The following is a 23702-nucleotide window of genomic DNA, read 5'->3' as shown; positions in this document are numbered from 1 at the left end:
GGGCGGCCTTCATCACACAAAGAAAACATTATTAATTCATTCGAATAGCTCTAACTGCTTTTCCCCCACTTCTTTTCTCTCCCTCTGCATTATATTTCTCTTCTTCCATTTTCGCCTTATCCGCTCCAAGCGTATCCCCGTTTTTGGTTAACAAGCGAGCTTTAGAATTCATCAAATTAGCTTTGGCAAAATAATCTTTTGTCTGGGCACATCTGGCATCGATCCAATTGATTCCCTCCTGCACGAGAGTCTTGTCATCACAACCGGTTAACGCCTCAATATTATTTTGGAAATACATTTGCTCTTCACCATTCCTGAACACGTTGTACTTGAATGCCTCACGCATACTATTCAACATTCCTTTATAATCACCTTTCCGAACATACTCGGCGGTGTATAAACTAGCCAAAGCTCCCGGGATAAAAGCATAATCCAAAGACTGAAGTAATTTAATCAACTCGGCATTTCTAGCCTCGTTAAACTCCCCGTTTCCCGGACGCCAATACGTGATTTCAGCCACGGCTCCCTTAATCGAATTTTCCAATTTATAATCTACCACTTCTTTACCGGCTACTTCATAGAAACGCCCGATATTTGCAATCACTTGACGTATAGGCTTTGATAACGGATCGCTCACGTTCTTTTTGATCAACTCCCAATTATCCTTGGTTACAATCTCGTCATCCGACAAGGCGTTCAAATATTCAGCGGCAACAGCCCCTTGTTTTTCCTGCATATAAGCAGAGGATAGAGCATTCAAATAACGACTTAACAGATCCGTACTCCGCTCCCCAGCCTCGTATCGCTTCGTCAATCCACTCAAATTGTTTTGTGGATCTTTTGCCACCTTTCCACCTTCCATTAACCATTCGGCGGAACCGGCCCCAACCATCTTATGAACCACCTGCTGCGTATTCGGGTCCACAAAAACCAAAGTTGGGAAAGCCTTCACTTCAAATTTATCTTTCAACATCACGCCATCCGCATCCTTTTCCATATCATACTTCACGTTCACGAAATCCGCATTAAACTGATTCCCCACGTCCTCACGGGTAAACACCTGTGAGGATAACATCTTACAAGGCCCGCACCAAGAAGTGTAACAATCGATAAATATCAACTTCTTCTCTTTCTTAGCCTTTTTCAAAACTTTCTTCCATTCTTTCGTCTGTTCGAAAGTAATCCCCTTGCTTTGAGCCTCTGCGCCCCAAACAATCCCGGCCATCAAAACGATTAATACAAATAATTTCTTCATTACATAAACTTTAATTGAACATCCTCTCGTAATATCACTATTTAAATTTTTTCTGCAAACTGGCAATAATAGTGTCGAACTCTTCGGTCATTCCTTTCTTGAATTCTGGCGAAAGTTCGTCAAACCCATTGTAAACAGACAACACGACCTCACATTTTTTGTCTCCTTTGGGATGAACTTCAAAAGCATAAACCCACTGTTTATCGCCCGCGTAATCCGATCGGGTAACAAAATAACAAATCTTGAAGATATCATAATCAATCACGCTGATATATTGACTCCTTTTTTTGCCATCTTTCCCGGTCAACTCGATTTTAGCATTCAAAGCCTTCTCCTCGCAAGTAAATTCCTTCACGCCCGAAAACTTCTTGTAACTTGCCGGTTCCGAGATGTAATCCCACACTTTTTGAGCAGATGCTTTCAACACGATCTTTTTCTCGATAGCAGGCGGTATTTTCTTCGCTGCAGTCATTTGTGCCGAAGCCAATCCGGACATGCAACACATCAATACAAAACAAAGTAATATTCTCATTTCCTTTACCATTATATATTCTAAAAGAAGTAGGGAGATGCATGCAAAGAACTGTGTGATAAGAAGAAGCATTTACTCCCGACCTTACACGCCATCCCCCTGCCCCTTTTTTACTACATCCCCATCGCGGGCATCGCCACGCTCTTCTTTTTACCACTAAGCAATTCCTCTAGCTTATCCGTCAATGCCTTTCCCCGCAAATTCTTTGCCACGATTTTCCCCTCCTTGTCCAAAACCAAAATATAAGGGATTCCCGAGAACTGGTATTGTTTCATCACGTCTTTTCCAGCCTTCGGAGCCTGCGCTTGCGCCCAAGGCATATTCTCTTCCTTCATGGCTTTTCTCCAAGCGGCATCATCTTTATCAATCGAAACACTAAAGAATGCCACACCCTTGTTGCTATACTCTTTATAAGCCTCCTTCAAGTGAGGAATTTCAGCCCGGCAAGGTCCGCACCAAGAAGCCCAAAAATCAAGTACAAGAATCTTTCCTTTAAAATCCTGAGGTCCTAACTTTTTCTTTCCATCAGGGGTAGGGAATGAAAATTCCGGGGCAACTTTCCCCTCGGCCAAACGTTCTTTTTGAGCTTTCGCCTCAGCCATTTCTGCCTTGTATTTCAACAAGGGAGCATAATTCGGATTCTTACTTTCCAGACGAGATAGAACCTGTTTTACTAATTCCTCGTTTTCTTCTCCTCTCAAAGCCGGTAATATTGCCAACACACTATTCCGATCAGCATAATTTTCTGCTAAAAATTTAGCTCGCGCTCTCGATTCATTTCCCAACATATCATAAAATTTACCGGAAACTTCTTGTTTTGCCTGATCATCAATCCCTGGAATACGATACACGCCTTGAGAAATACCAATCATTAATTGATACCCCCGGTATCCATCCCAATTCATTAAATTCATTAACTCATTGTTCGGTCCACCTTTAATATACACGTAAGGCGGGTTCTTTATTTTTATCTTAGCCGTGTCCTCTCCCCTGAAATTAATCTCCAAATCCTCGTCCTCTGCCCAGAATTGTACAGATTGCCACTTTTGACAGTCCAACGTGTAAACACCCGGTTTATCCACCTTCATTTTGAATTCGTATGTCCCATCATCTTTTACCTTGCACGAATCGATAATTGTCTTGTCGAATCCTTGCCGTTCAATAATTTCCATGTTGAACCGGTTATAAGGGAATTTCACTTTCCCTTTGATTGTGATCGTTTTCTGGGCGAAAACACTACTTGTACTAACCATCATACAAGTGAATAACAATAATCTTAAAATCTTTCTCATAAATATCATTTTAGTCCATTAAAATCCCTTCGTTTACTGCACATCAGCCTTCAAATCTTTTGCCAGTTTTTCAAAATATGTCCGGTAAGACATCATATTACTTTTTCCTTCTGCCTCATTTTTAGCAGCTCTAGCTGCCGCCTCATCAAACCACTTAGCCGCCAATAATCTTAACTCCTTATCTTTACATTGCTTATTTACCCGTAATCCCCAATTATAAAGTAGCAGATCGGAAACTTTATTTTGCTTGATACGCTCTGTACCTAAAGCGATATAAGTCTTCCAATCGCCAATCTTCTCCGCATTCATCATTTCCGCACCAGAAGCAATATCCTCCCTGCCATCCACTTTTGCTTTTTCCATGCGTTTTACGTAACGTTTAAAACCTTTTTTGTCCAACACCATCTGATCTCCTTCTTTATGCACAAACTGGTTAGCACCACTACCCCACACATTTTGAATTTTCCGTTTTACATCTTGTTCTCCGTAAATAGAATAAAATTCATCCCGATGTTCATACACGTATTGAAACAAATCTGAATCAACATCATTCACATACTTGGCAAATATATCCCAATACTTTCTCTCCTTTAAATTATTCTTGTCTAACGTGGCAAAGTAATCCAAACTTACTCTCTCTGCCTCTTTATCTAAGGAGGCATTTCCTAAATAAGTAAGATATGCTTGAATCAATTCCGGTTCCCGGTTACCCTTTTGGTATTCATCATCCGCATAGGCTAACCCTTTCCCATCAAAAGCGAGCTGAGCTTGTTCCATCAATTCCTTCAATCCTGGCGCCCCAACAAGGCAATGTACAACTTCCCCCTGCCCGTTAATAAAAAGTAATGTAGGATATGCTTTCACTTCAAAACGATCTTTTAAATTTATCCCTTCCCCTTTTTCCATATCCATTTTCAGGTTCACGAAATGCTCGTTGAAAAAGTTGGCCGCATCCGGATCAGTAAACACGGTTTTCGCCAGTTGTTTACAAGGTCCGCACCAAGAAGTATAACAATCCATGAAAATAAGTTTATTCTCTTGTCGCGCTTGCTCCAATGCCCGATTCCAGTCCCCTTCGATAAATTCAATTCCTTTGGCCTTCTCTAAAGCCATTTTCCCATAACCAATAAACTCATCTCCTTCCGTGTATCCGCTCTCCATATAGACCAATTTCCCGTCACCATTAATAAACAGGAATGCCGGATAACCACTCGTGCCATATTTTTCCGCAAGTTCTTTCTCCTTTCCGAAATGCATTTTCAAGTTTATAAAATTCTGGTTATAGAAATCAGCCACGTTATTCAACGAGAATACATTTTTTACCATCAACATACAGGGCTGGCAATAATCCGTATAAGCATCAATAAAAATCAAGCGATTTTCTTTCTTCGCTTTCGCCATCGCATCCTTCAAACTGATCTCTTCAAATTGAATCGAACGGTTGTTATTTCTTTTCACCTCTGCGTCTTTCAAAGCCTTATTTCCAACTTCCACGAACTTTTTCGGTTTTTGAGCCAAAAGATAAGGACTTACCACCCCAAGAATATCCCCATTAGGCATAAAGAAACCATATGTCGGGTACATATTCATCATTAGTTTAGGAGCAAATGCTTGACCTGCCTCAGACCCCATATCAATATGAATAGCAATCACGTGCTGATCACAAAAATTCATAATTTCCGGAATAGAGAACAATTTTCGCTCTGCAGCATCTTGTTTTTTCTGATCCTCCGGGGTTCTCGCTTTTCGCATAGCGTCCACCAACACGATCTTTCCTTCTTTCTGCGCCAGCTCTGCCGCCTGTTCCCAAGTCAGGTTTTTAAACACTGATTTATACTTTTGGGCGTTCACCGATACAGTCAACACCAGCAATAAACAAGCAAAACCTATGATCCTAGATAATTTATTTATTTTCATTGATAACCATTTTAGAAGTTCCCCCTCATACATTCACGAGGGGGATATTTTTATTCTTTATTCATCATATCAATAATTCTCCCGAAGCCGGTATATTCCTCAACCTCTCCATCCAACTGTCCGTTCAACTCATTGAATTTAATTTTGTACACTTTTCCGGCCGCCCCATCATAAGTTGCCACGAACAACATACGCCCACTGTAATCTTCATTGGCTGAATGCGTGTACAATTTCATGGAAACAATCTCCTCTCCTGATGTTGAAAGCAATTCAGTTACAGCCCCGTTGAACACGTAACTATAAACCTTAGAAGTTGTCGCATAAAACAATACATCACCCCGAGTTCCGAAAGTAAAGTATTTTGCATCATCAATATTTTGTAAATCACTTAAATCGTAAATCTCCAATGCTAAAGGCTTAGAAACATCCCGAAGATCTGCAGTATAAAGCGAAAGCTTCCCAGCATTTAATTCATCTTTAAATAATGCACAAGTAATACCATCTCGACCTTGTCCCAAATACTCCAATTTAAGTTTCATGGTCTCATTAGTATTAATCGCTCCAGTATTAAATTTCCCTTCTGGAGTCATCGGAAAACCAGCAGCGCCACTACTATTTATAGTAATAAACTGACCTCTAGCATTACTAATATCATTATACAAAACAGCACGAACAGTATTGCCTGTCACAGGAACCGGAGCTATAAACGGATTAACTTTATAAGCAGTCCCCCAAGCTCCTATAGGTGTAGTGTATTTATCCTCCTGTCCCAGCATATTCCATCTGATCGTATACATCTCATTATTATTCACGAATACTTCGACTTGTCCATACATCGGGCTAGGATAATAAAGAGCCATCGGAGCATTTTTCGCTGGTTGAGTGGAAAACAAAGTAGAATAATCTTCAGTAATAACTTCATAAGTTCCAGCTTTCATTTTGTACATCCCGTCCTCTTTGAAAAGATATAAATGATCATATTGATTGTTCATATTCCTTCTTCCCAAGAACTTTCCATCCCGTAATTTCTTTCCTCCATTAGCCGTAGCAAAATAATTCCGAACAATACCTGTCTGAATCGAAGACAAGTCCGGAACAATTTCACGATCACGAATAATCTGAAAATCTCCATCTCCACTAGCGGCTTCGTCATAAATAAGCCACCCAGCCATAGAATTAACATTCAATTCAAATTTATAATCTGTACACGAGCCCATTTCTTTATGCGTCACCTTCAAAACTACATAATATTTATCCGGCTCATCAATTAGCTTGTACGACAATTGCGGTTTATCTCCAATAATTTTCTTCGGAATATAAGCATCATCATCATCTTTTTGTGGTTGTTGAGTGTACAAACCCCATTCAAAATTATAGTCATCCGCAGAAGAACCGGCTTGATACTGTATCTCAGGATTTAAACTTAATTCGTCATAGCGATCACGACTAATCTTACCTCCATTCTCTTTTACTTCCGGTATCTCAACTATTGCATCTTCAATTTCCGTATAATCATAATTTCCTTTATCATCAATACATGAAGCAACAGAAAATAGTATTACCGAAAGAAATAATAAATGTCTTATCTTATTTTTCATAAACTCTAAATTTTAATTCATCAATATACCAATACTCCAATAGACTTAAATATCAGGTACCAGCAGAGAACCACATTTTACTTCCATCGTCATCCGGTAACCATTCCCCGTCATGATCTGCAGCATATTTTTCTAATTTAGCATTCAACTCATTCTGCATTGCTATAATCGGAGTATAATTCCATCCCGCATAATCTTTCAAATCAATAGTACCTAAATGTTCAAAAACGAATTGGTATTTATTTTTCGTACATTTACCCCAGAAATAAGGTATTGCTCCTACATCTGAAGTCGTACTTGCATACCAATTTTTGGGGAAATCACCGGCAAAAGAAAGTTTCATTTTCCCATAGACCCCCGGAATGAAATCATCGGATGTTCCAATAACAAGCTCAACAACCAATCCTCCTTCAATATCGGCCAACCCTTTTTTATAAACTTTCACCGGTACTATAACGGAAGTCTCCCCAGCGGGAATAGTAACATTTTCAGCGACTTCGAAATTTTCTCCGGCAACAGCCGTTGTCAATTCACCCAAGTTAATTTTCACATCTCGATCTTCATTCCTTAATACGGATTGAATTCGAAGTTCCACGTTAAAGTCATATTCGGTCAATGTTGGTTCCAGTGCCAAAAAGGACATCTCGGCACTATCTCTCGTCGTACCAATCCACATGTTGACCGCATCTGGACCGGAATAAGTTTCAATCTTATCTTCGCTACATGATATCATAAAGAATGACACCAATCCCGCAAGTAACCATATTTTAAATATATTTCTCATAATCAACAAATTTAAAATTATTCACGTTCTCCAAGATCGATCTCCAGATCAGGCATCGGGAGTTTATAAACAGCATTTGCAGTTGCGATATTCTTCGTTCCCTGTCTCTTATGGTAGAAAAATAACTGTCCTTCTCCTAAAAATTCCCTCTCGTACTCTTTCTGTATTTCCTGTTGAATCGCATCAGGATTCAAGTCAGTAAGAGGCTCTGTCAATCCACGCATTTTACGCACCAAATTCAATTTATCCAATGCTCCTTGAGGATCAGACATCTTCATCGACTCTGCCACGATATAATACATCTCTGAAATCCGAATCACTGGCATTCTATCCCTCTTCGGTAAAACAACCCCATCAACCGTTTTCTTATCGCTTTGCCAGAATTTTGAAAACACATTTACCAACCCATTCTCATTATCAAACCACTTCAAACGATAATCAGCCACATCATACAAATAATTCGAACCACCCGTGATTGCCTGCCGAGGAAGCATCGGTGACGTCGTCTCTTTAAAATATCCTTTGATATTTTCGTCCAATTTGATCGTATTCAAGGCAAAAAGATGCTCGGTAGAAAAAGTACGATCTTTCAATGTTACATCACTAGGATTTATATCATTCTTTTTCACCCAAGGAAAAATATTTTTACTTTCCTGCGCACCAATCACGATCAAAGCTGCCTCTGCCGCTTTATCCATTTGTTTTGCATAAGCTAATACCCTGGCTTTCAAACCTTGCACAGCATAATAATTCAAGTGGAAATTCCGATTGGCTAAATAACCGTTATCCTCACCAGAGACATCCTGCCCCGTATAAATGGGATCTTTCTCCAATAAATCAAGAGCATCTTTTACATCTCCCAGAATTAATTCCACCACGTCTGCCGGAGTATATTGTGGAGCAATCGCTGGTTTAGCTTCTTTCACATAAGGGATTGAAACCTCTGCAGCCTCAGAAAAATCAGCTTCCGCATATAACCGTAAAAGATCAAAATGAATAAAAGCTCTTAAAGCCAAAGCCTCTCCGCGAATAATTTCATAATTATTCCCTTTCAACACATCCCGTTTTTTATCCGTGTACTCAATCAATGTATTCACATTAGCAATCGTCTTATACATTTCTCCCCACACTTTCTCCACAATTGCTTTTGACACCGTCTCATCATATCTATATCGCAAGAAAAAAGAATATGCCGAGCTGGTTTGATCCAAGGTTCCTCCCTTTTCCCATTCTTGTCCTAAAACACCTACCATTCCGAAGGTTAACTCTCTACCGTACAACTCGGGCTGACTCAGAGAAATATAAGTACCTGCCAAAGCAGACTTAAATCCTTCTTCTGTACTAAACATACGTTCAGCTTCTTCTTCCGTCTTAGGTTTCACATCTAACCAGCTCTCACAGGAAGTTGTAACAAACAAAACCAGAAGAACCCAAACGGATAACTTTATTCTATGTACTATATTCTTCATAATTTCCTTTTTTATCATTCAAAAATCTAAAACGTTGCCTGTAAAGTAAATGAATACGTTCTAGCATACGGATACTCAGTACCTCGTTCCGTTTTCACCGTTGATAATCTGAACAAATCATTCGCATAGAATTGCAATTTTAACCGTTCAATTGCTCCCCCCTTCATGAAACCGCAATTGCGGAAATCATATCCTATATTTAACGATGTCATCTGCAATTCATTTAAATCTTGAACAAAACGAGATGTCGGTCGGGTAAAGGGTTCACTACTATTAAAGGCTTTATATTTAGCCGCAACTCCCGGAGTTGTCCAACGATCCGTGTACATTCTACGATCCACATTATATTGTATATCGGCATTCTCCACTTTATTTACCAAAGTCTGGTTATAATATTGTCCACCCAATCTGTAATAAAACGACGTGTTTACAGAAAAGCCTTTATATTCAAAATTAAAACCGAAAGTTCCGGAAACCTTGGGTAAATCATCACCGACAACCACTTGATCTTTCGGATCCCATTTATAAACCATCTTACCGTCCGCTGATAAAAAGATTTCATCACCATTCATTGGATCTATTCCCAATGATCTCACCGCCCATATTGCATTCATAGATTGCCCTTCCGCATAACGGGTTGAAGGCTTGGTCACACCCTTTCCATTTTCGTGATCCGGTATATTACTCTCTATCTTCTCCTCATCCCGAGTATTATTTAATGTATTCAATGCATCTGAAATCTTGGTTATTTTGTTCTTATTATGCATAAGGGAGCCAAACACGCTTAAATACATTTCACGCTTCGTATCTCTTATCGCACGCAGATTAACTTTTGCCTCGATACCTCGATTTTGCGTCTCGCCTAAATTCTCCATATAACTATCAAAACCAGCTGAAGGAGGAAGTGAAACAGGAGTCAACAAATTTTCCGTGTTCTTTATGTAATAGTCAAAAGTAACATCCAACATATTCAACACCGAAAACTCTATACCAAAATTATTATCCTGAGTCTTTTGCCATTGTAATTCCGGATTCGCCAGACTAATCAAGTACGATCCCATAATATTATCATAGCTCTCGTTATAATACTTATAAGTGGCTATCGCTTGATAAGAATTAAAGTTCTGCGAACCGGAATACCCCGTTGAAGCTCTTAATCTCAATTTCTCCAAAAAACTGACTCCTTCGAAGAACCTTTCTTTATGAATATTCCAACCAATACCTGCAGACCAGAAACTTCCCCAACGTTTGTCTGCACCAAATAGAGAAGAAGCATTCGCCCGATAAGTTGCATCTAATAAATAGCGGTCATCATAAGAATAGTTAACAGAGGCCAAAACACTAGTCTCCCTCACGACTGATTCATCTCCATAAGGACTACCGGAAACATACTCTTTCGCATTCGTGATATAATCCATCTTGTTATTAGCAAATCCTTGAGCTTGGAAGTATACCATCTCACTCTTTTTTTGACTTATACTCCACTGGGCATTAGCAAATAACAAATGCTTACCAAACAATTTTGAATAATTCGCAGAAAGATCCACATTATAATCTAAACGCGTGCCATTACCTTTCGTGTACTTCCCTCTATTAAAATAATCCTCGCTATCAGGCGATATATCCCGGAAAGACGTATGATCACGCGGTAAAAACACCTCACTATCATTTTTGCTGCTAACTAACCCGAAACGTCCTTTTACCTTCATTCCTTCGAAAGCATCCCACTCTGCATAAAAATTATTCGTGACATCAGTATAAGATGTCGAGGTTTTCGTGTTTAATGAAGCATTTACCATCGGATTATATATAGGATGACTTCCCTGCATATTTGCGATCTGGTAATCTCCCATAACCTCCCTAATACTACCATCATCATTGTAAGCTCTCCAGTAAGGATTCAATTTTGCATACTCGGAGAATGCCCCATAAGGAGACTCGTCAGCCTTATTAAAAGTGACAGACAATTGATCTCTAAAAAGGAATTTACCGTAACGATATTGAAAATTAAAACCACCAGAAATCACTTCACGATCAGACCCCTTCATTACCCCGGCGACTTTATTATACGAAAAATCAATACTATACCGGATAATGTCATCTCCTCCTTCAAAATTCAACGAGTGTTTGTGTCCCACTCCCACACGTAAAGGTTTTTTCAACCAATATGTATCCACTCCCCGCAAGATTTCTTTGTAATACTCGTTATATTTCTCATCATATTGTTGTTGCACATTGGGACGTCCCGATTTATCCGTGTAAACACCTGCTCTTTTCTCGATCTCTAGTTTTTCTGCCGCATTTGCCAAATCATAACTCCCTAAATCTGGAGCCTGAATACTAAGATTGCCCGAATAAGAAACTCTCATTTTTCCGGCTTCCGGGGTCACAGTCTCGATCACGACAACCCCGTTAGCACCTTTAGAACCATAAAGAGCCTTGGCTGTTGCATCTTTCAATAAGGTGATCGAAGCCACCCGGTTCATATCCATATCCATTACTTTCTCTATCGACTGCTCGAATCCGTCAACAATGAAAAGCGGTTGATTCGGGTTTGTCTGGTATTTATCTTTCATATCTGAAAAATTAGACGCTCCACGCATCTGAATATCCGGAACCTTATTCGGATCAGAACCGAATTCATTATTCTCCAATACTTGGAAAGAAGGATCGATATTTTTCAGTGATTGCAACACGTTCTGGTTACCAACCTTTTGCAAATCCTCCTTTTTAATCGTCGTCACGGCACCGGTATAGCTATCCGCTTTACGGGTAAAAATACCTGTCACGACAACCTCGGCCATTTCTGTTACATCAGGATCCAAGGTCACATCCAAAGTCGATTCTCCATTATATACCACCTCCTTGGTCTCCATCCCCACGAAAGAAAATACCAATACCATATCCTTCGCCAAAGGAACCGTGAATCGATATTTTCCATCAATATCTGTTGCCCCTCCTAAAGAAGTTCCTTTAATTACAACGGACACTCCCGGTAAAGTCTGGCCATCTTTATCTCGCACAGTACCAGTTAATGTTACTTGTTGTGCTTTTTCAATTTTTGCAGCAGCTTTACGAATAACAACCACGTTATTCGTCAGCTCGTATTCCAAGCCTGTCCCTTCCAAGCATTTCTTCATTGCCTCATCTACCGTGACATTTTTAATCTGGACATCCTTTCTCGGAACATTCTTCAAATCGTCGTTACTAAACATGAAACTCAAATTCGTCTGTCGTTTAATCTCGTTAAACACCTCTGATAAAGAAGCATTCTTCATGTCAATCGTAACCCGATTCGTGTTCTGTTGAGCAAATGAAAACGATACCGTCACCAGCACAACATTCACAAATAATAGTAGCCGGCACAGCCAACGGGGAAAACCCCGCAAACTCTCATGATGTTTTTTCATAAAAATAATTTGTTTGATTTTACATTCGTCTGTTATCTATCCTTAGTCTCAATTCTATTTGCGGTAGAAATGAGTTCCCTTTTTTTTCTTGTTCTAATTATTTTCCATAACTTTGTATTGATTTTACATTTGTCTGTTATCAGGCATTTAAGAGAGTGGTATTTGCGGTACTACTCTCTTTATTTTAAGATCACATTATTCCCATTTACCTCAAAAGAGACTCTTCGAATCTTCTCCATCAGGTCAAATATCTCCGAAACCTCCTTGTATTTCACAATATCCATCGAGAAACGCAATTCTTTGAGTTCCGAACTTGCGTAAAACACGTTGAAATCATACCACCTTTGCAACTCGTTCATGATATCCTCCAAACGAGCGTCCGTGAACACGATCCGCCCCACTTTCCAAGCGACAAATTCATCCGTATTCACCTTCGTAACCGCTATATTTCCAGTATTATCAACTTTCGCTTGTTCTCCCGGCACAATACGATGCACGTTATTTTCACTCTTCACCTCAACTCTACCCTTCACCAAAGTCGTCAAGAACTCTTTCTCGCCAGAGTATGCCCTTACTCCAAACTCTGTTCCTAACACCGAGACATCAGCCCTATCCGTTCTCACAATAAACCGACGCTTGTTCTCGTGCTTAACACTGAAATAAGCTTCGCCTTTTAACCAAACCAGTCTCTCTTCTGATCCGAAATGAACGGGCATTCGCAATTCCGACTCAGAATTCAAATAAACCACGGTTCCGTCTTCTAATCGAACAATATATTCTCCACCTCTCGGAATCTCAATAACCGTGTAACTATTTTCCGCTACAACCACGTCGTTATTTTTCATGAAATTCAACGTATCCTGCTGATTAATCATCGTGGACAACCCGTCATTCATACATACCGTAGTGTCACCGAAAAGTGCAACCCGCTCTCCCGTTGATAATGTAACCACTGCTTTAGATCCTCCCACCTTTATCTCTTGATGTGCTAAAGGTAATCCTGACCGTTTCTCCACAGAACCCATCATATACCAAATAAACCCTCCTAACATTAAAGGGAAAATAATCGCCGCCGCAACACGATACACCTGCAAACGAATCTTACGAGACCTCACTTCCACCGTTTTTCTCTTTATTTGTTTCCATCCCGCATCCCGCAATAGCCGATTATGATCTCCCACCGCCTTCTTTAAATACATCTCCGAATGCAAACTCTCGAAAAAATTCCTGTTTTGTTCAGAAGCATTCAACCACCCATCCAACTCACACCGCTCCCCTTCAGAAATCTCTTTCAAAAGTGCTTTCATTATTAATTTTTCTATTCTCTTACTATCCATATTCATGCTATCAGATGTATCTTATTTCCTATTTGAAAATCCATTTTTAATTATTTCTATATTAAGAACTCCAAAATGCATGAAAGGTAGTATTCCGAATCTGATTTTTTTTCAATAAAAATCATGTTATGATAAAAATCAAGACAAAATTACAACTAGGATCATAAAAATCAATCACTTAAATCTTTAAATATACATATATTGCGTGAAAAAAAATCAGATCACCAAGGCATACGGCCCGACACCCACTCTTCCGCTCATAATCAACCACATCATACTCTCTACCAGATAACAGTACCGGTTTCCTCACAGTAAATCAGCGCTCTCCCATAAAATTTTGGTAACAAAATTTCATCAAAAAGTTCTCAAAATTGCACAAAAGTCTCTTGGCAAATAGTCTATCCATAATAAATACAACGCACAAATAATTAAACTCCACAGAATATGGCAGAAAGTAGCAAATCCTTCAACCGTCCTCTTAAATAATTATTTGCGTTCGTCTTGTGCTTTTTAATTGTAGTGATTGCGATATGCAATTCTTCCGCAATTTCCTTGTGGCTCTTACCTTCCAGGCTTTTCATATAAACATTCCTACAAGCATCCGGAAGTTCCTCGAAAATATCATTTATCAAAGCGTAAATCTCAGCCTCGATCATCTGGTGTACGAACGATTCCTCTGTCTCTTCCACCTCGAAACCCTCCATACGTTTCTCTTTCCTTTGGGTATCCCGAATATAAGTCAGGCAATGATTCCGAACAACCCGGTACAGATAAGTCTTCAATTGCATCTCGTTCTCGAACCGATCCCCCTTCTCCCACAATTTGACAAAAACATCCTGCAACAGATCACAAGCCACCTCCTCATCCTTCACGTAACGCATGGCGAAATACTTCAAAGCGGTAAAATACTCTTCGTACACCTCTTTAAACTTCTTTCTCTCTGATAAACAGATCAAGCCAACCTCAATTTCATTCAACATCTATCTTGCATTACGTTTTGACGAACACAAATATAATCACATTAAAAGTAAAAAAGCGAATAGAAATCAATTTATAATTGCGAACAAAAAAAAATATCCCGGGAACAATTACTATTCCCGGGATCAATATATTATTCTGAAATCTTTATCAGACTAAGAGGCAACCTCTCCTTTAATAATCTCGATAATCTTCTCGTTATTAATAATAATCATACCGTGTTTATCACTCGTGATACCCGGCTCCAACTTGTAAGTATATGTTGGCAACTTACCTTTCATCACGGTCGGGAGATACTCGAACGTCACGTTATCACAACGTTTCCCGAGTTCCTGTCCCACCTCGATAATGTGGGTAGAAACCATAAACGCGCAATTCTTTCTCTCGGCAATCGCCTCCGTGACAGCCAGTGTCGCGTCGAAAGCATCTTTCACGTTCGTACCCTTGAACAACTCGTCGAAAATCACGATCAAGCGTTTGTCACGACTCACCTCGATAGCGACCTTCTTCACGCGAAGAACCTCCGCGTAGAAATGACTGTAACCCAAGTTAATATTATCCGGCACGTTAATAGACGTGTACATTCCATCTTGAATACGGAACTGCATGGAAGTTGCTGCCACGGGGAAGCCCATGTGGGCCAGGTACACCGCGATACCGAATGACTTCATCAACGTGGACTTTCCAGCCATGTTAGCACCCGTCAGGAAGAACACGTTCTTCGTGGCCGTCACCTCCAGGTCGTTAGAGATCGCCCCGTCAACACGAGGATGGTGCAACCCCTTCATGGCAACCAGGATCTCCCCGTCATCAGCTGCCTCCGCAAAACAGAAGTTTCTCTCCCTGGCCACGCTACCTACAACCACGTTCACGTCAATCTCCTGCAATAACTCGATCACTTCCTTAAAATTCTTGTGAGAAACACACCGCAAATTCCGGTCAAAACAAATCATATCCATCAAACCGGGATTCTCCCGACGAGAATTCTCCAACAACTTCGTCACCCGGCTATCGCTCAACAAAGCTTTTCCACGCTCCGCGATCTTTTGGAAAGGATTCCCGGCAACGTCACGTCCCAACTCGTCAAAATAAGTCCGGGCCTTCCGGAAAAATTCAATCGATGTCACGATACGATCCCGGATAATCCCGAATTCCGGGTCATGGCTGATGTAAAACATGGCTTTTGCCCGCGCAATTTGCAACATGTTCATAAAAGCACGCTTTCCACTAGCCCCGGCAATATATTGTTCCACGACATCAAACTCGTCCTTCCCGAAAGGAAAACCGAAATCATGATCTCTAAAATAACGGAACACGGCTGAACGCTCGTTGATAGACTTCGCGTCTGTCAACGGGTGCAGGAACATGTCCTCCATCTTGCGCTCACCTCCCCGGGTGATCGTCCCGACATACAAACTGTAAACGGAATTATTCTTGTATTTCCCCAGAAGATTCAGGTCATCCAGGGTCTGTTTATCTGTCTCAAAACTCATGCTTCTCCATTTTTAATGATTTCGATAATATGTTCGTTATTCACGATCATCATACCATGACGATCATCCGTGATACCGGGAGCTAGCGTGTAGGTATAAACAGGCTTACTTCCCTCCATCTTGGTCGGCAAGTAAACGAAATTTATGTTATCACACCTTTCTTTCAGTACCTCTCCCGCTTCTATAATATGAGTCGAAATGATAAACGTGCAATTACGGATTCCGGCAAAAGCCTCTGTCACCGCCACTGTCGCATCGTAAGCATCTTTCACGTTTGTACCGCGGAACAACTCGTCAAACACCACGATCAGGTGTTGCGTTTGCCGAACTTGTTGTGCCACCTTCTTCACCCGCAAAACCTCAGCATAAAAATGGCTATATCCCATACTTAAGTTATCCGGTAAGTTAATCGTCGTGAACATCCCGTTTTGAACTGAAAATTCCATTTCCTTCGCGGGGACAGGGAATCCCACGTGAGCCAAGAAAACCGTGATGCCAAAACTCTTCATGAAAGTCGACTTCCCGGCCATGTTCGCTCCCGTCAAGAAAATCACGTTACTATTCTCGTCCACCGTGATCGTGTTACCGACAGGGTTCGTGAGGAAAGGATGAAACGCCCCTTTCATAACCAACGTGTTCTTGTCATTCGGGTGAGCTTTCGCGAAAACAAAACCACGTTCTTTCGCCACGTTGGCCACCGCCATGTAAACATCCAGCAAATAAACGTAATACAAAATTTTCATTAGCTTATCCCGTTCCTCGAAACGCAACACCCGATCGTAAACTACCGCCTGCTCGTAACCCAGTTTCTTCTTTCCCTTCTCGGAAACATACCAGGACCACTTCTCGTTACCCAGTAACCCCCGTAAACTAGCCGTCAACTCCGCGATGGTCTTGTTACCGGCATCCGCCTTCGAATTCTTCAAGAAGGCATCCAGCGTGTTCAACAACTCTATACAACAAACAATCCCGTTGTGGATTTGGGTATACTCTGTATCCGTCCCAACGAGATTCTTGAATTTCCGTCCTAACGTGTTATCCTGCGTCATCAACTGTGTACGCCTGTCCGTGTTACCCAAGTAGAATTCCATCGTGTCAAAAATCTCTCCTCGGAACGGGAATTCGGCCTCGATATCACGATAATAACGAATCACGTCACTTCTTTCGTTTATCTGGTCTGCATCCGATAGGGGATACAAGAACATCTCTTCAAGAATTTTCGCACCTCCTCGTGTACGGGTTCGGTTGAAAATATCATAAACAGATTTCGTCCGGTTATTACCGAAAATGGCCAGATCGTCCAACGTCTGTTTGTCTATTTTAAAGCTCATCCTATATGAATTAAAAATTGAAATTGAAAATTAAAAATGCACATCCTTACAAATATACATATTTTAATTCTCTTAACTCTCTAAATTATAGAATCTTTTTTAATACCATTACAATTTATGATCGGGTGATTTTGCGATCACCCGATCATAAACTTCAGTATCTTTTATCTTCCTTTTCTACGAATCCACAAGAAGATACCTATTCCCGCTAGCAATAGAGGCAATATGATCATGAACGACCATTTAATCACCTTACTTCCGGTTTTTTCCACGTACACCTTATTATCCGGAAGTGCAGGACGTCTCACATCAATAGGCACTTCGTTATCCGACATCCAGAAGAAACTTCCGGTAATTAACGAGAAGTTTGCAGTCCGGACTCCTGGAACTCTTCGTCCGAATTCCCCGTTGCTGATACAATCCGCATCACCGGTCAAAATAATTTTCTGTTCCTTATTACCCACTTTTCTGGACAACGCAACCACGGTATTATAGATCTTCTCGACCTCACCGATAGCCGGGTTCAGACGCACGGTATCATCAATAAAATCTGTCGTTTCCAATTCATTCCAAACTCCGATCGTGTCAGTTTTGAACATATTCGTCACCGTGTAACCCTTATCGGCAATTTGCTCCAATCCGGCGGTACTAGGTGTCGTGATAACCATACGACGACTACGCATTGCCCCAAAATCATAAGCAATACTATCAGCCTCTTTCGTCGGGTAGGAAAGAATCACGTCAGCTTGCAGGTTCGTGTCTCTCTTAACCAGCACACCTGTTGTCATCTCGTAACCGAACTTGGCAAACAAATTATTCATCACGTCTCTACGTTTTGGTTCTCCCAAGATGAACAAATTACCTCCCCGATCAATATACTGTTGTAAATTAGCCTCCTGCTCCGGAGTAAACCACTCCCGCATATCAGAAATCACGATAATATTAATATCCTCAGGCACTTGCTGATCCATCGTAACTTTTGCAACATCAAACCCTTGATTTTCCAAAGCGTAACGGAAACCCTTATCATTAGCAAACGCACTATAATCACGGTCTTTACCACCAGAATAACTACGTTCTCCGTGGCCTTCCACGAATCCGACCTTCGGGAGATCCATCACCATCCGTTTGAAAGCGGCTGAAATCTCTTTTTCACTCGGGAAACGTTGCATATCATTGTATATTCTCAACCATGCTTTTTCACCATTTTCACGAACAATCTGACGCACGAACGTGTTATTTTCTCCCGACAAATCAATAATTTTTCGAATTTCCTCCGGAGCCATAAACTTGTTGGAATCCAAACCGTAGATCTTACAAACCTCCACCATTTTCTCGCGAAGTGTTGCGTTCGGGAATCTTCTGTCCAGCATGGGGTTCGCCGTGGTATCATAATAGTACACGTATTTCAACTTCATATCCGGTTTGAAACGTAAATATTGCTCGAAACGCTCCATATCCGGTTTCAGGAAATAAGGAGCAGCATACCAAGATGCACCCGGATCAAGAGCATTAATGTAAGTAGTTATTGTCATACCACCATCCAACTTCGCCACGATATCCTGGCTATTCGGGGTCAACGTGTTCATTTTCGTTGACGTCGCATCATGGTAAAGTTTCATCTGCGGAAGTGCAGACAAATATCCCAAGAAACAAGCTAAGAAAATAACACCGATATTTCTTCCTAAAGTAATCACGAAGCGAATTTTCTGACGAACCGAGTTCAAACGAATAATCGTTAATGCCAAGAAAAGGCAAACCACGATAACGAAATAAAGAACATCCTCGCTACAAATCAAACCGGCAATAAACTTTCCGCTTCGCCCGGGCATGGACAACCAGTAAGTCACGTCACGAATAAAATCGTAATCCTGCCACCATCCACCAATCATGCTTAATACCATTAACACGGCAAACGTACCGATAGCTGCCACGATTTGATAAGAAGTCAGACTGGACATGAAAATACCGATAGCCGCGTAAGCACAGATCAACAAGTATAATCCCAACAACCCCGTTAAAACCATGGATAATTCAAAATCCTTAACGACTGCCCAGCTACAAAGCGTGATCAAGAATAAAATACCAATCATGATAAGACCGTAAATCATCATGGAGAAGAATTTTCCCACGATAATCTGGGTATTCGTAATCGGAGAAGAATACAACAAACGAATAGACCCGCTACTCAACTCCTTACTTACCAAACTCATGGTCAACAGAGGAATATAGAAATACAGGTAATTCTGCATCGTGGTGAAAACTCCCCCCCATCTGCTGGCAAAGATACTAATCGTGGAACCTTGAATATCATATCCCATTTCTTGAGAACTCACAAGCCCGGCCAATTGGTCGGCAAAAAGCATTCCCGATTGTACTCCAAATACGACTAAAATTAGCCACGCCACAGGAGAATAGAACAACATCTGCAATTCCGTCCTCGCTATATTATATATCATTTTAAACATAACCCGATTTTTTAATGTGCTTTCTTAGATAATTCTGCGAATATATTATCGAGGGAACTCTTCTCCACCCGAACCTCAGACAAACGCCAATCGTTAGCGGCGCTTAGTTTCACGATCTGGTCAATAACCTCCTGTGCTTCTGTGAAACGAATACGGAAATTCCGGTTTCCTAACTCTTCCACACCAAGAACGCCCTCGATCTTTGCCAACTCGTCGGCAACGGGGGGATCTATCATTGAAACATAGAGAGAATTCGGGATAATATAATTATCAAATTCATCCACCGTTCCCATAAACACGAGCTTACCTTCCTCGATCATCAAAATATGATCACAAACGGCTTGAACCTCAGTCAAAATATGAGTGGAAAGAATCACTGTACGATCCTTGGCAATATCACGGATCAAGTGACGGATCTCCATAATCTGGTTCGGGTCCAACCCGTTTGTCGGCTCGTCAAAGATAACCAGATCAGGTTTATGAACGATAGCCTGTGCGATACCAACCCGTTGCTGATAACCACCGGATAAATTCTTGATCAAACGTTTACGGAAATGAGTTATACCACATTTTGCCAGCACCTCATCCACCGCCGGGATAATATCCTTATCAGCTACCCAACGCAATCTTGCACAATGAATCAAATACTCTTCCACCGTCAAATCACCATACAAAGGTGGTTTCTGCGGTAAAAAACCGATATGACGTTTCGCATCAACCGGTCTCTTACGGGCATCAATGCCCTTGATAAAAACCTGCCCTTCGGTTTGCTTGATAACTCCACTAATAATATTCATCGTGGTTGACTTTCCGGCCCCGTTAGACCCTAGCAACCCGTATATCCCCCTCCGGGGAATCTCGAAACTAATGTCTCTTACGGCCCATTGAATGCTGTAACGATGTGACAAATGTTCGACTTTTACAATTGGCTCTTCCATAAACTTGTTATTAAAATTAATATTGTCTACAACAACAGGTATAAACTTTATAAAAAGACGTTCCAAAAACAATTTAGTGTTATTCAAAAATCAACTTTATGAAATCTTTAAGATATTCAAATTCATCAACAAGTTGTTTTACATCAAATTACATTAATCACCATTTTGTATTTTCAGAAGAAAATAACATTTTCAACTTTTACATCATCACTTCAGAAACAAATACACACCAAAAAATCAGGAACATTTTTTTATATTGTGTTTTGTCAAAAATAGTAAAATCCTAATAGGAGTAATATTAAAAAAATGACTTTAACTTTTTATTAATAACAACATTAAGAATCTTTTCACACATTGAAAATCATGTGGATAAAAAAACATTCCTCCCTTGTTGCAGTTTCAAGAGGAATCCCCTAACTTGCATCCCGGATTTTGAGTGAACATTAGGAATCAAACGGAAAAGATGAAAAAAACGAAATGGATTTGGATTTGGGCTACCATAGGGCTTATATTAGGTATTATTATTTTTTGGCCCAGCAACAGAGGAAACAAGGAGGCGATATTAGAAGCCAGTGCGGTAGAGGAAGTTGTTGACACGACCGAACAACAACAAATTCATTACAAATACGGTATCCCTGATGAAAACTTTATTATAGAAGAGGGTACCGTGGGGAAAAATGAGAATCTCTCTCTAATCCTTTCCAAATACAAGGTATCACCAGCCAAGATCCATGAAATCTCCCAACGCTGCAAGGACGTCTTTGACGTACGAAGTATCAGAAGAGGTCAAAACTACACTCTTTTCTTGGCACAAGACAGTCTTCGCACCCCGGAATTTTTCATTTACGAAAAAAATGCCTTGGAATACGTCGTCATAGATTTCAAGGAAACCGCAGATGTTTACGTGGGTAAAAAAGACATCGTGACCAAAGAGAAAACGGCCAATATTATTATAAACTCCAATCTATGGAATGCCATGGTTGATGCCCAAACAGACCCCATGCTCGCTGTCACGCTATCCGATATCTACGCATGGAGCATCGACTTCTACGGCATAGCCAAAGGTGATTCCGTACGTGTCCTTTACGAACAATCATACGTGGAAGACAAACCTTTGCAGGACTTCAACGTGAAAGCTGCCATTTTCACCAATTCCGGTAAAGACTTCTATGCCATTCCTTTTGAACAAAACGAAAAATTGGCCTATTTTGATGAAGAAGGAAACAGCCTGCAAAAAACCTTTTTAAAAGCTCCCTTAAAATACTCCCGTATTTCTTCGGGATTCTCCAATAACCGGTTCCATCCGGTACTAAAAAGATACAGGGCACATCATGGCGTAGACTATGCAGCCCCGACAGGCACAGAAGTACATACCATCGGGGACGGCGTTGTCGTGAAAAAGGCCTTTCAAGCCAACGGTGGTGGAAACTACGTAACCATCAAACACAACAGCGTCTATACCACAACCTACATGCACCTTTCCAAATTTGCCAAAGGCATCCAACCGGGCAAACGGGTGAAACAAGGTGATGTTATCGGCTATGTCGGTAGTACAGGATTGGCAACAGGCCCTCATTTGGATTTCCGGGTATATAAAAATGGAACTCCCATCAATCCGTTAAAAATGAGTTCACCTCCCAAAGAACCGATCTCACCGGAAAATATGCCTCGTTTCATTCAAACGAGAGACTCGCTCGTGAAGATCTTAAAACAAACCCTATAATTCTAGATTTTAAATTTTAGATTTTAAATTGAGGAACTCACTAAATTTATGATTCCATAGTTCAGTGACCTCACCTACGATTTCTTAACCACGAAATCATTAAATTTTTCAATCTAAAATTTAAAATCTAAAATTAATAAAGTTTTTCCCCCGTTACTTTATAATACCGCCATTTTCCGGTCTGTCGCCCGTTCTTGTAACGTCCTTCACAGAACAAATGCCCGGTATTATAATAAAACTTTGCCGTGCCGTGTCGTACACCTTTCCGATATACGATCTCCGTACGAAGTGTCCCGTCCGGAAAAAACTCCTTATAGCCCGCAATCACCCCGTTCTTATAAGTCACCTGAGCCAACAAATCCCCGTTCTCGTAAAAAAACGGTGCAACCCCGTCTATCTTTCCGTCGCCATACGGAAATTGTCCGAGCAACTTTCCCGCAACATTAAACACGCACCACACGCCATCCGGCTCTCCATCCTTCAGAGCCCCTTTGAAAATGGCCTGTTCTGACTTGTACTCGTAATACTCTTGATTACTCACCGCAATACTATCGGGAATCACGGGATAATAAAAACCTGCCTCGATCTTGTTTACCTGATTCTCAAATTGACGATTTAACTCTCGCATTTTGTACTCCTCGGGAGCCTTATCATTATAATTCGCTATAATCTGAGTCTCAAAAATTCCTCCCTCCTTGGATAACGAGAAACCGATCGTTTCAAAACTCAGAAATGCCCCTCTGTTCTTCTCCAGACTCTCTTGGGAACCCGCCTTGAAAGAATCATATAAATACTCGTATGTATTGGGCGTCTGCACGTAACCGAACACGTTCTTCCGACTTCCCAACTGCCCTTTTAAACGCGTATGCTTCTCGTCATTCTCCAATGTGTTTCCCAGCACGTACTCTTTAATCATCTCGGCGAGTGTGGCAGGAGAATTACTAAAAACGACATAATCACCCAAAAATGTATAATAAGGGCGTTCAAATCGTTCGAACATCCCCCCGAAGAAAAGCTGGAAAAAACCTTTTAATCGGAAATAATGAATCGTGTGACCGTTAAACTCCATCGCTCTCTCCCGGATAGGAGTCTTCCATTGATGGAAAATATAAAGTCACTTGACCCACTATTATAAAAATCACCTGACCCACCTTTATAACCGAAACTGACCCACTTA

Annotated in this window: 16 protein-coding genes; 1 reads left to right on the top strand and 15 read right to left on the bottom strand. The window is 40.8% G+C overall.

Going from position 1 to position 23702, the window contains the following annotated elements; genetic code table 11:
- Window positions 1–31: 31 nt before the first annotated feature.
- The 14 genes from I2I33_RS14315 to I2I33_RS14250 all read right to left on the bottom strand — a co-directional run bounded on the left by I2I33_RS14315 (window position 32) and on the right by I2I33_RS14250 (window position 20802).
- Window positions 32–1255, bottom strand: coding sequence for a thioredoxin family protein (locus I2I33_RS14315; RefSeq protein ID WP_087419389.1), 1224 nt, complete (start codon window positions 1253–1255; stop codon window positions 32–34).
- 37 nt (window positions 1256–1292) lie between these two features.
- Window positions 1293–1787 carry an SRPBCC family protein gene (locus tag I2I33_RS14310; protein ID WP_140402530.1) on the bottom strand — a complete coding sequence of 165 codons (495 nt, stop codon included), beginning with the start codon at window positions 1785–1787 and terminating at the stop codon, window positions 1293–1295.
- 113 nt (window positions 1788–1900) lie between these two features.
- On the bottom strand, window positions 1901–3079 hold the full coding sequence (locus I2I33_RS14305) for a TlpA disulfide reductase family protein (RefSeq protein WP_158571999.1): 1179 nt from the start codon (window positions 3077–3079) through the stop codon (window positions 1901–1903).
- A 33-nt stretch (window positions 3080–3112) separates the two neighbouring features.
- Window positions 3113–4996, bottom strand: coding sequence for a thioredoxin family protein (locus tag I2I33_RS14300; RefSeq protein ID WP_162613685.1), 1884 nt, complete (start codon window positions 4994–4996; stop codon window positions 3113–3115).
- Window positions 4997–5046: 50 nt separating this feature from the next.
- Window positions 5047–6594: a PKD-like family lipoprotein gene (locus I2I33_RS14295; RefSeq protein ID WP_087419385.1), complete on the bottom strand. Its 1548-nt coding sequence runs from the start codon at window positions 6592–6594 to the stop codon at window positions 5047–5049.
- A 52-nt stretch (window positions 6595–6646) separates the two neighbouring features.
- Window positions 6647–7378: a DUF4843 domain-containing protein gene (locus I2I33_RS14290; protein WP_087419384.1), complete on the bottom strand. Its 732-nt coding sequence runs from the start codon at window positions 7376–7378 to the stop codon at window positions 6647–6649.
- 17 nt (window positions 7379–7395) lie between these two features.
- A complete protein-coding gene (locus tag I2I33_RS14285) occupies window positions 7396–8847 on the bottom strand; it encodes a RagB/SusD family nutrient uptake outer membrane protein (protein WP_158571997.1) in 1452 nt (483 codons plus the stop codon).
- Window positions 8848–8873: 26 nt separating this feature from the next.
- Window positions 8874–12257 carry a SusC/RagA family TonB-linked outer membrane protein gene (locus I2I33_RS14280; RefSeq protein WP_087419382.1) on the bottom strand — a complete coding sequence of 1128 codons (3384 nt, stop codon included), beginning with the start codon at window positions 12255–12257 and terminating at the stop codon, window positions 8874–8876.
- 179 nt (window positions 12258–12436) lie between these two features.
- Complete coding sequence (locus I2I33_RS14275) at window positions 12437–13564, bottom strand: FecR family protein (protein WP_162613684.1); 1128 nt, start codon at window positions 13562–13564, stop codon at window positions 12437–12439.
- Window positions 13565–14022: 458 nt separating this feature from the next.
- A complete protein-coding gene (locus I2I33_RS14270) occupies window positions 14023–14574 on the bottom strand; it encodes an RNA polymerase sigma-70 factor (protein WP_087419380.1) in 552 nt (183 codons plus the stop codon).
- 153 nt (window positions 14575–14727) lie between these two features.
- A complete protein-coding gene (locus tag I2I33_RS14265) occupies window positions 14728–16065 on the bottom strand; it encodes a MutS-related protein (RefSeq protein WP_087419379.1) in 1338 nt (445 codons plus the stop codon).
- A complete protein-coding gene (locus tag I2I33_RS14260; protein WP_087419378.1) occupies window positions 16062–17396 on the bottom strand; it encodes a MutS-related protein in 1335 nt (444 codons plus the stop codon). The genes I2I33_RS14265 and I2I33_RS14260 overlap by 4 nt, the downstream gene beginning before the upstream one ends.
- A gap of 164 nt (window positions 17397–17560) precedes the next feature.
- Window positions 17561–19864, bottom strand: coding sequence for a Gldg family protein (locus tag I2I33_RS14255; protein ID WP_087419377.1), 2304 nt, complete (start codon window positions 19862–19864; stop codon window positions 17561–17563).
- Window positions 19865–19875: 11 nt separating this feature from the next.
- Window positions 19876–20802, bottom strand: a complete 927-nt coding sequence (locus I2I33_RS14250; RefSeq protein ID WP_087419776.1) for an ABC transporter ATP-binding protein — start codon at window positions 20800–20802, stop codon at window positions 19876–19878.
- A 463-nt stretch (window positions 20803–21265) separates the two neighbouring features.
- On the opposite strand from I2I33_RS14250, the gene I2I33_RS14245 reads away from it, so the two are divergent.
- Complete coding sequence (locus I2I33_RS14245; RefSeq protein WP_087419376.1) at window positions 21266–22525, top strand: M23 family metallopeptidase; 1260 nt, start codon at window positions 21266–21268, stop codon at window positions 22523–22525.
- Between the two features lie 133 nt (window positions 22526–22658).
- Here the strand turns inward: I2I33_RS14245 and I2I33_RS14240 are convergent, their stop codons facing one another.
- A complete protein-coding gene (locus I2I33_RS14240) occupies window positions 22659–23594 on the bottom strand; it encodes a toxin-antitoxin system YwqK family antitoxin (protein WP_229128309.1) in 936 nt (311 codons plus the stop codon).
- Window positions 23595–23702: the final 108 nt, after the last annotated feature.

This window comes from Butyricimonas sp. BSD2780061689_150309_C8 (assembly GCF_015560935.1).
GTDB classification, from domain to species: Bacteria; Bacteroidota; Bacteroidia; order Bacteroidales; family Marinifilaceae; genus Butyricimonas; species Butyricimonas paravirosa.
The sequence above is the reverse complement of the archived record's forward strand: the minus strand, read 5'-3'. Positions and strand labels throughout refer to the sequence as shown.

Coding starts and splice junctions, on each gene's coding strand:
- I2I33_RS14300 (WP_162613685.1), bottom strand. CDS start 4,996: ATGAAAATAAATAAATTATCTAGGATCATAGGTTTTGCTTGTTTATTG.
- I2I33_RS14250 (WP_087419776.1), bottom strand. CDS start 20,802: ATGGAAGAGCCAATTGTAAAAGTCGAACATTTGTCACATCGTTACAGC.
- I2I33_RS14265 (WP_087419379.1), bottom strand. CDS start 16,065: ATGAGTTTTGAGACAGATAAACAGACCCTGGATGACCTGAATCTTCTG.
- I2I33_RS14245 (WP_087419376.1), top strand. CDS start 21,266: ATGAAAAAAACGAAATGGATTTGGATTTGGGCTACCATAGGGCTTATA.
- I2I33_RS14255 (WP_087419377.1), bottom strand. CDS start 19,864: ATGTTTAAAATGATATATAATATAGCGAGGACGGAATTGCAGATGTTG.
- I2I33_RS14275 (WP_162613684.1), bottom strand. CDS start 13,564: ATGAAAGCACTTTTGAAAGAGATTTCTGAAGGGGAGCGGTGTGAGTTG.
- I2I33_RS14270 (WP_087419380.1), bottom strand. CDS start 14,574: ATGTTGAATGAAATTGAGGTTGGCTTGATCTGTTTATCAGAGAGAAAG.
- I2I33_RS14315 (WP_087419389.1), bottom strand. CDS start 1,255: ATGAAGAAATTATTTGTATTAATCGTTTTGATGGCCGGGATTGTTTGG.
- I2I33_RS14310 (WP_140402530.1), bottom strand. CDS start 1,787: ATGAGAATATTACTTTGTTTTGTATTGATGTGTTGCATGTCCGGATTG.
- I2I33_RS14295 (WP_087419385.1), bottom strand. CDS start 6,594: ATGAAAAATAAGATAAGACATTTATTATTTCTTTCGGTAATACTATTT.
- I2I33_RS14280 (WP_087419382.1), bottom strand. CDS start 12,257: ATGAAAAAACATCATGAGAGTTTGCGGGGTTTTCCCCGTTGGCTGTGC.
- I2I33_RS14240 (WP_229128309.1), bottom strand. CDS start 23,594: ATGGAGTTTAACGGTCACACGATTCATTATTTCCGATTAAAAGGTTTT.
- I2I33_RS14305 (WP_158571999.1), bottom strand. CDS start 3,079: ATGAGAAAGATTTTAAGATTATTGTTATTCACTTGTATGATGGTTAGT.
- I2I33_RS14260 (WP_087419378.1), bottom strand. CDS start 17,396: ATGAGCTTTAAAATAGACAAACAGACGTTGGACGATCTGGCCATTTTC.
- I2I33_RS14285 (WP_158571997.1), bottom strand. CDS start 8,847: ATGAAGAATATAGTACATAGAATAAAGTTATCCGTTTGGGTTCTTCTG.
- I2I33_RS14290 (WP_087419384.1), bottom strand. CDS start 7,378: ATGAGAAATATATTTAAAATATGGTTACTTGCGGGATTGGTGTCATTC.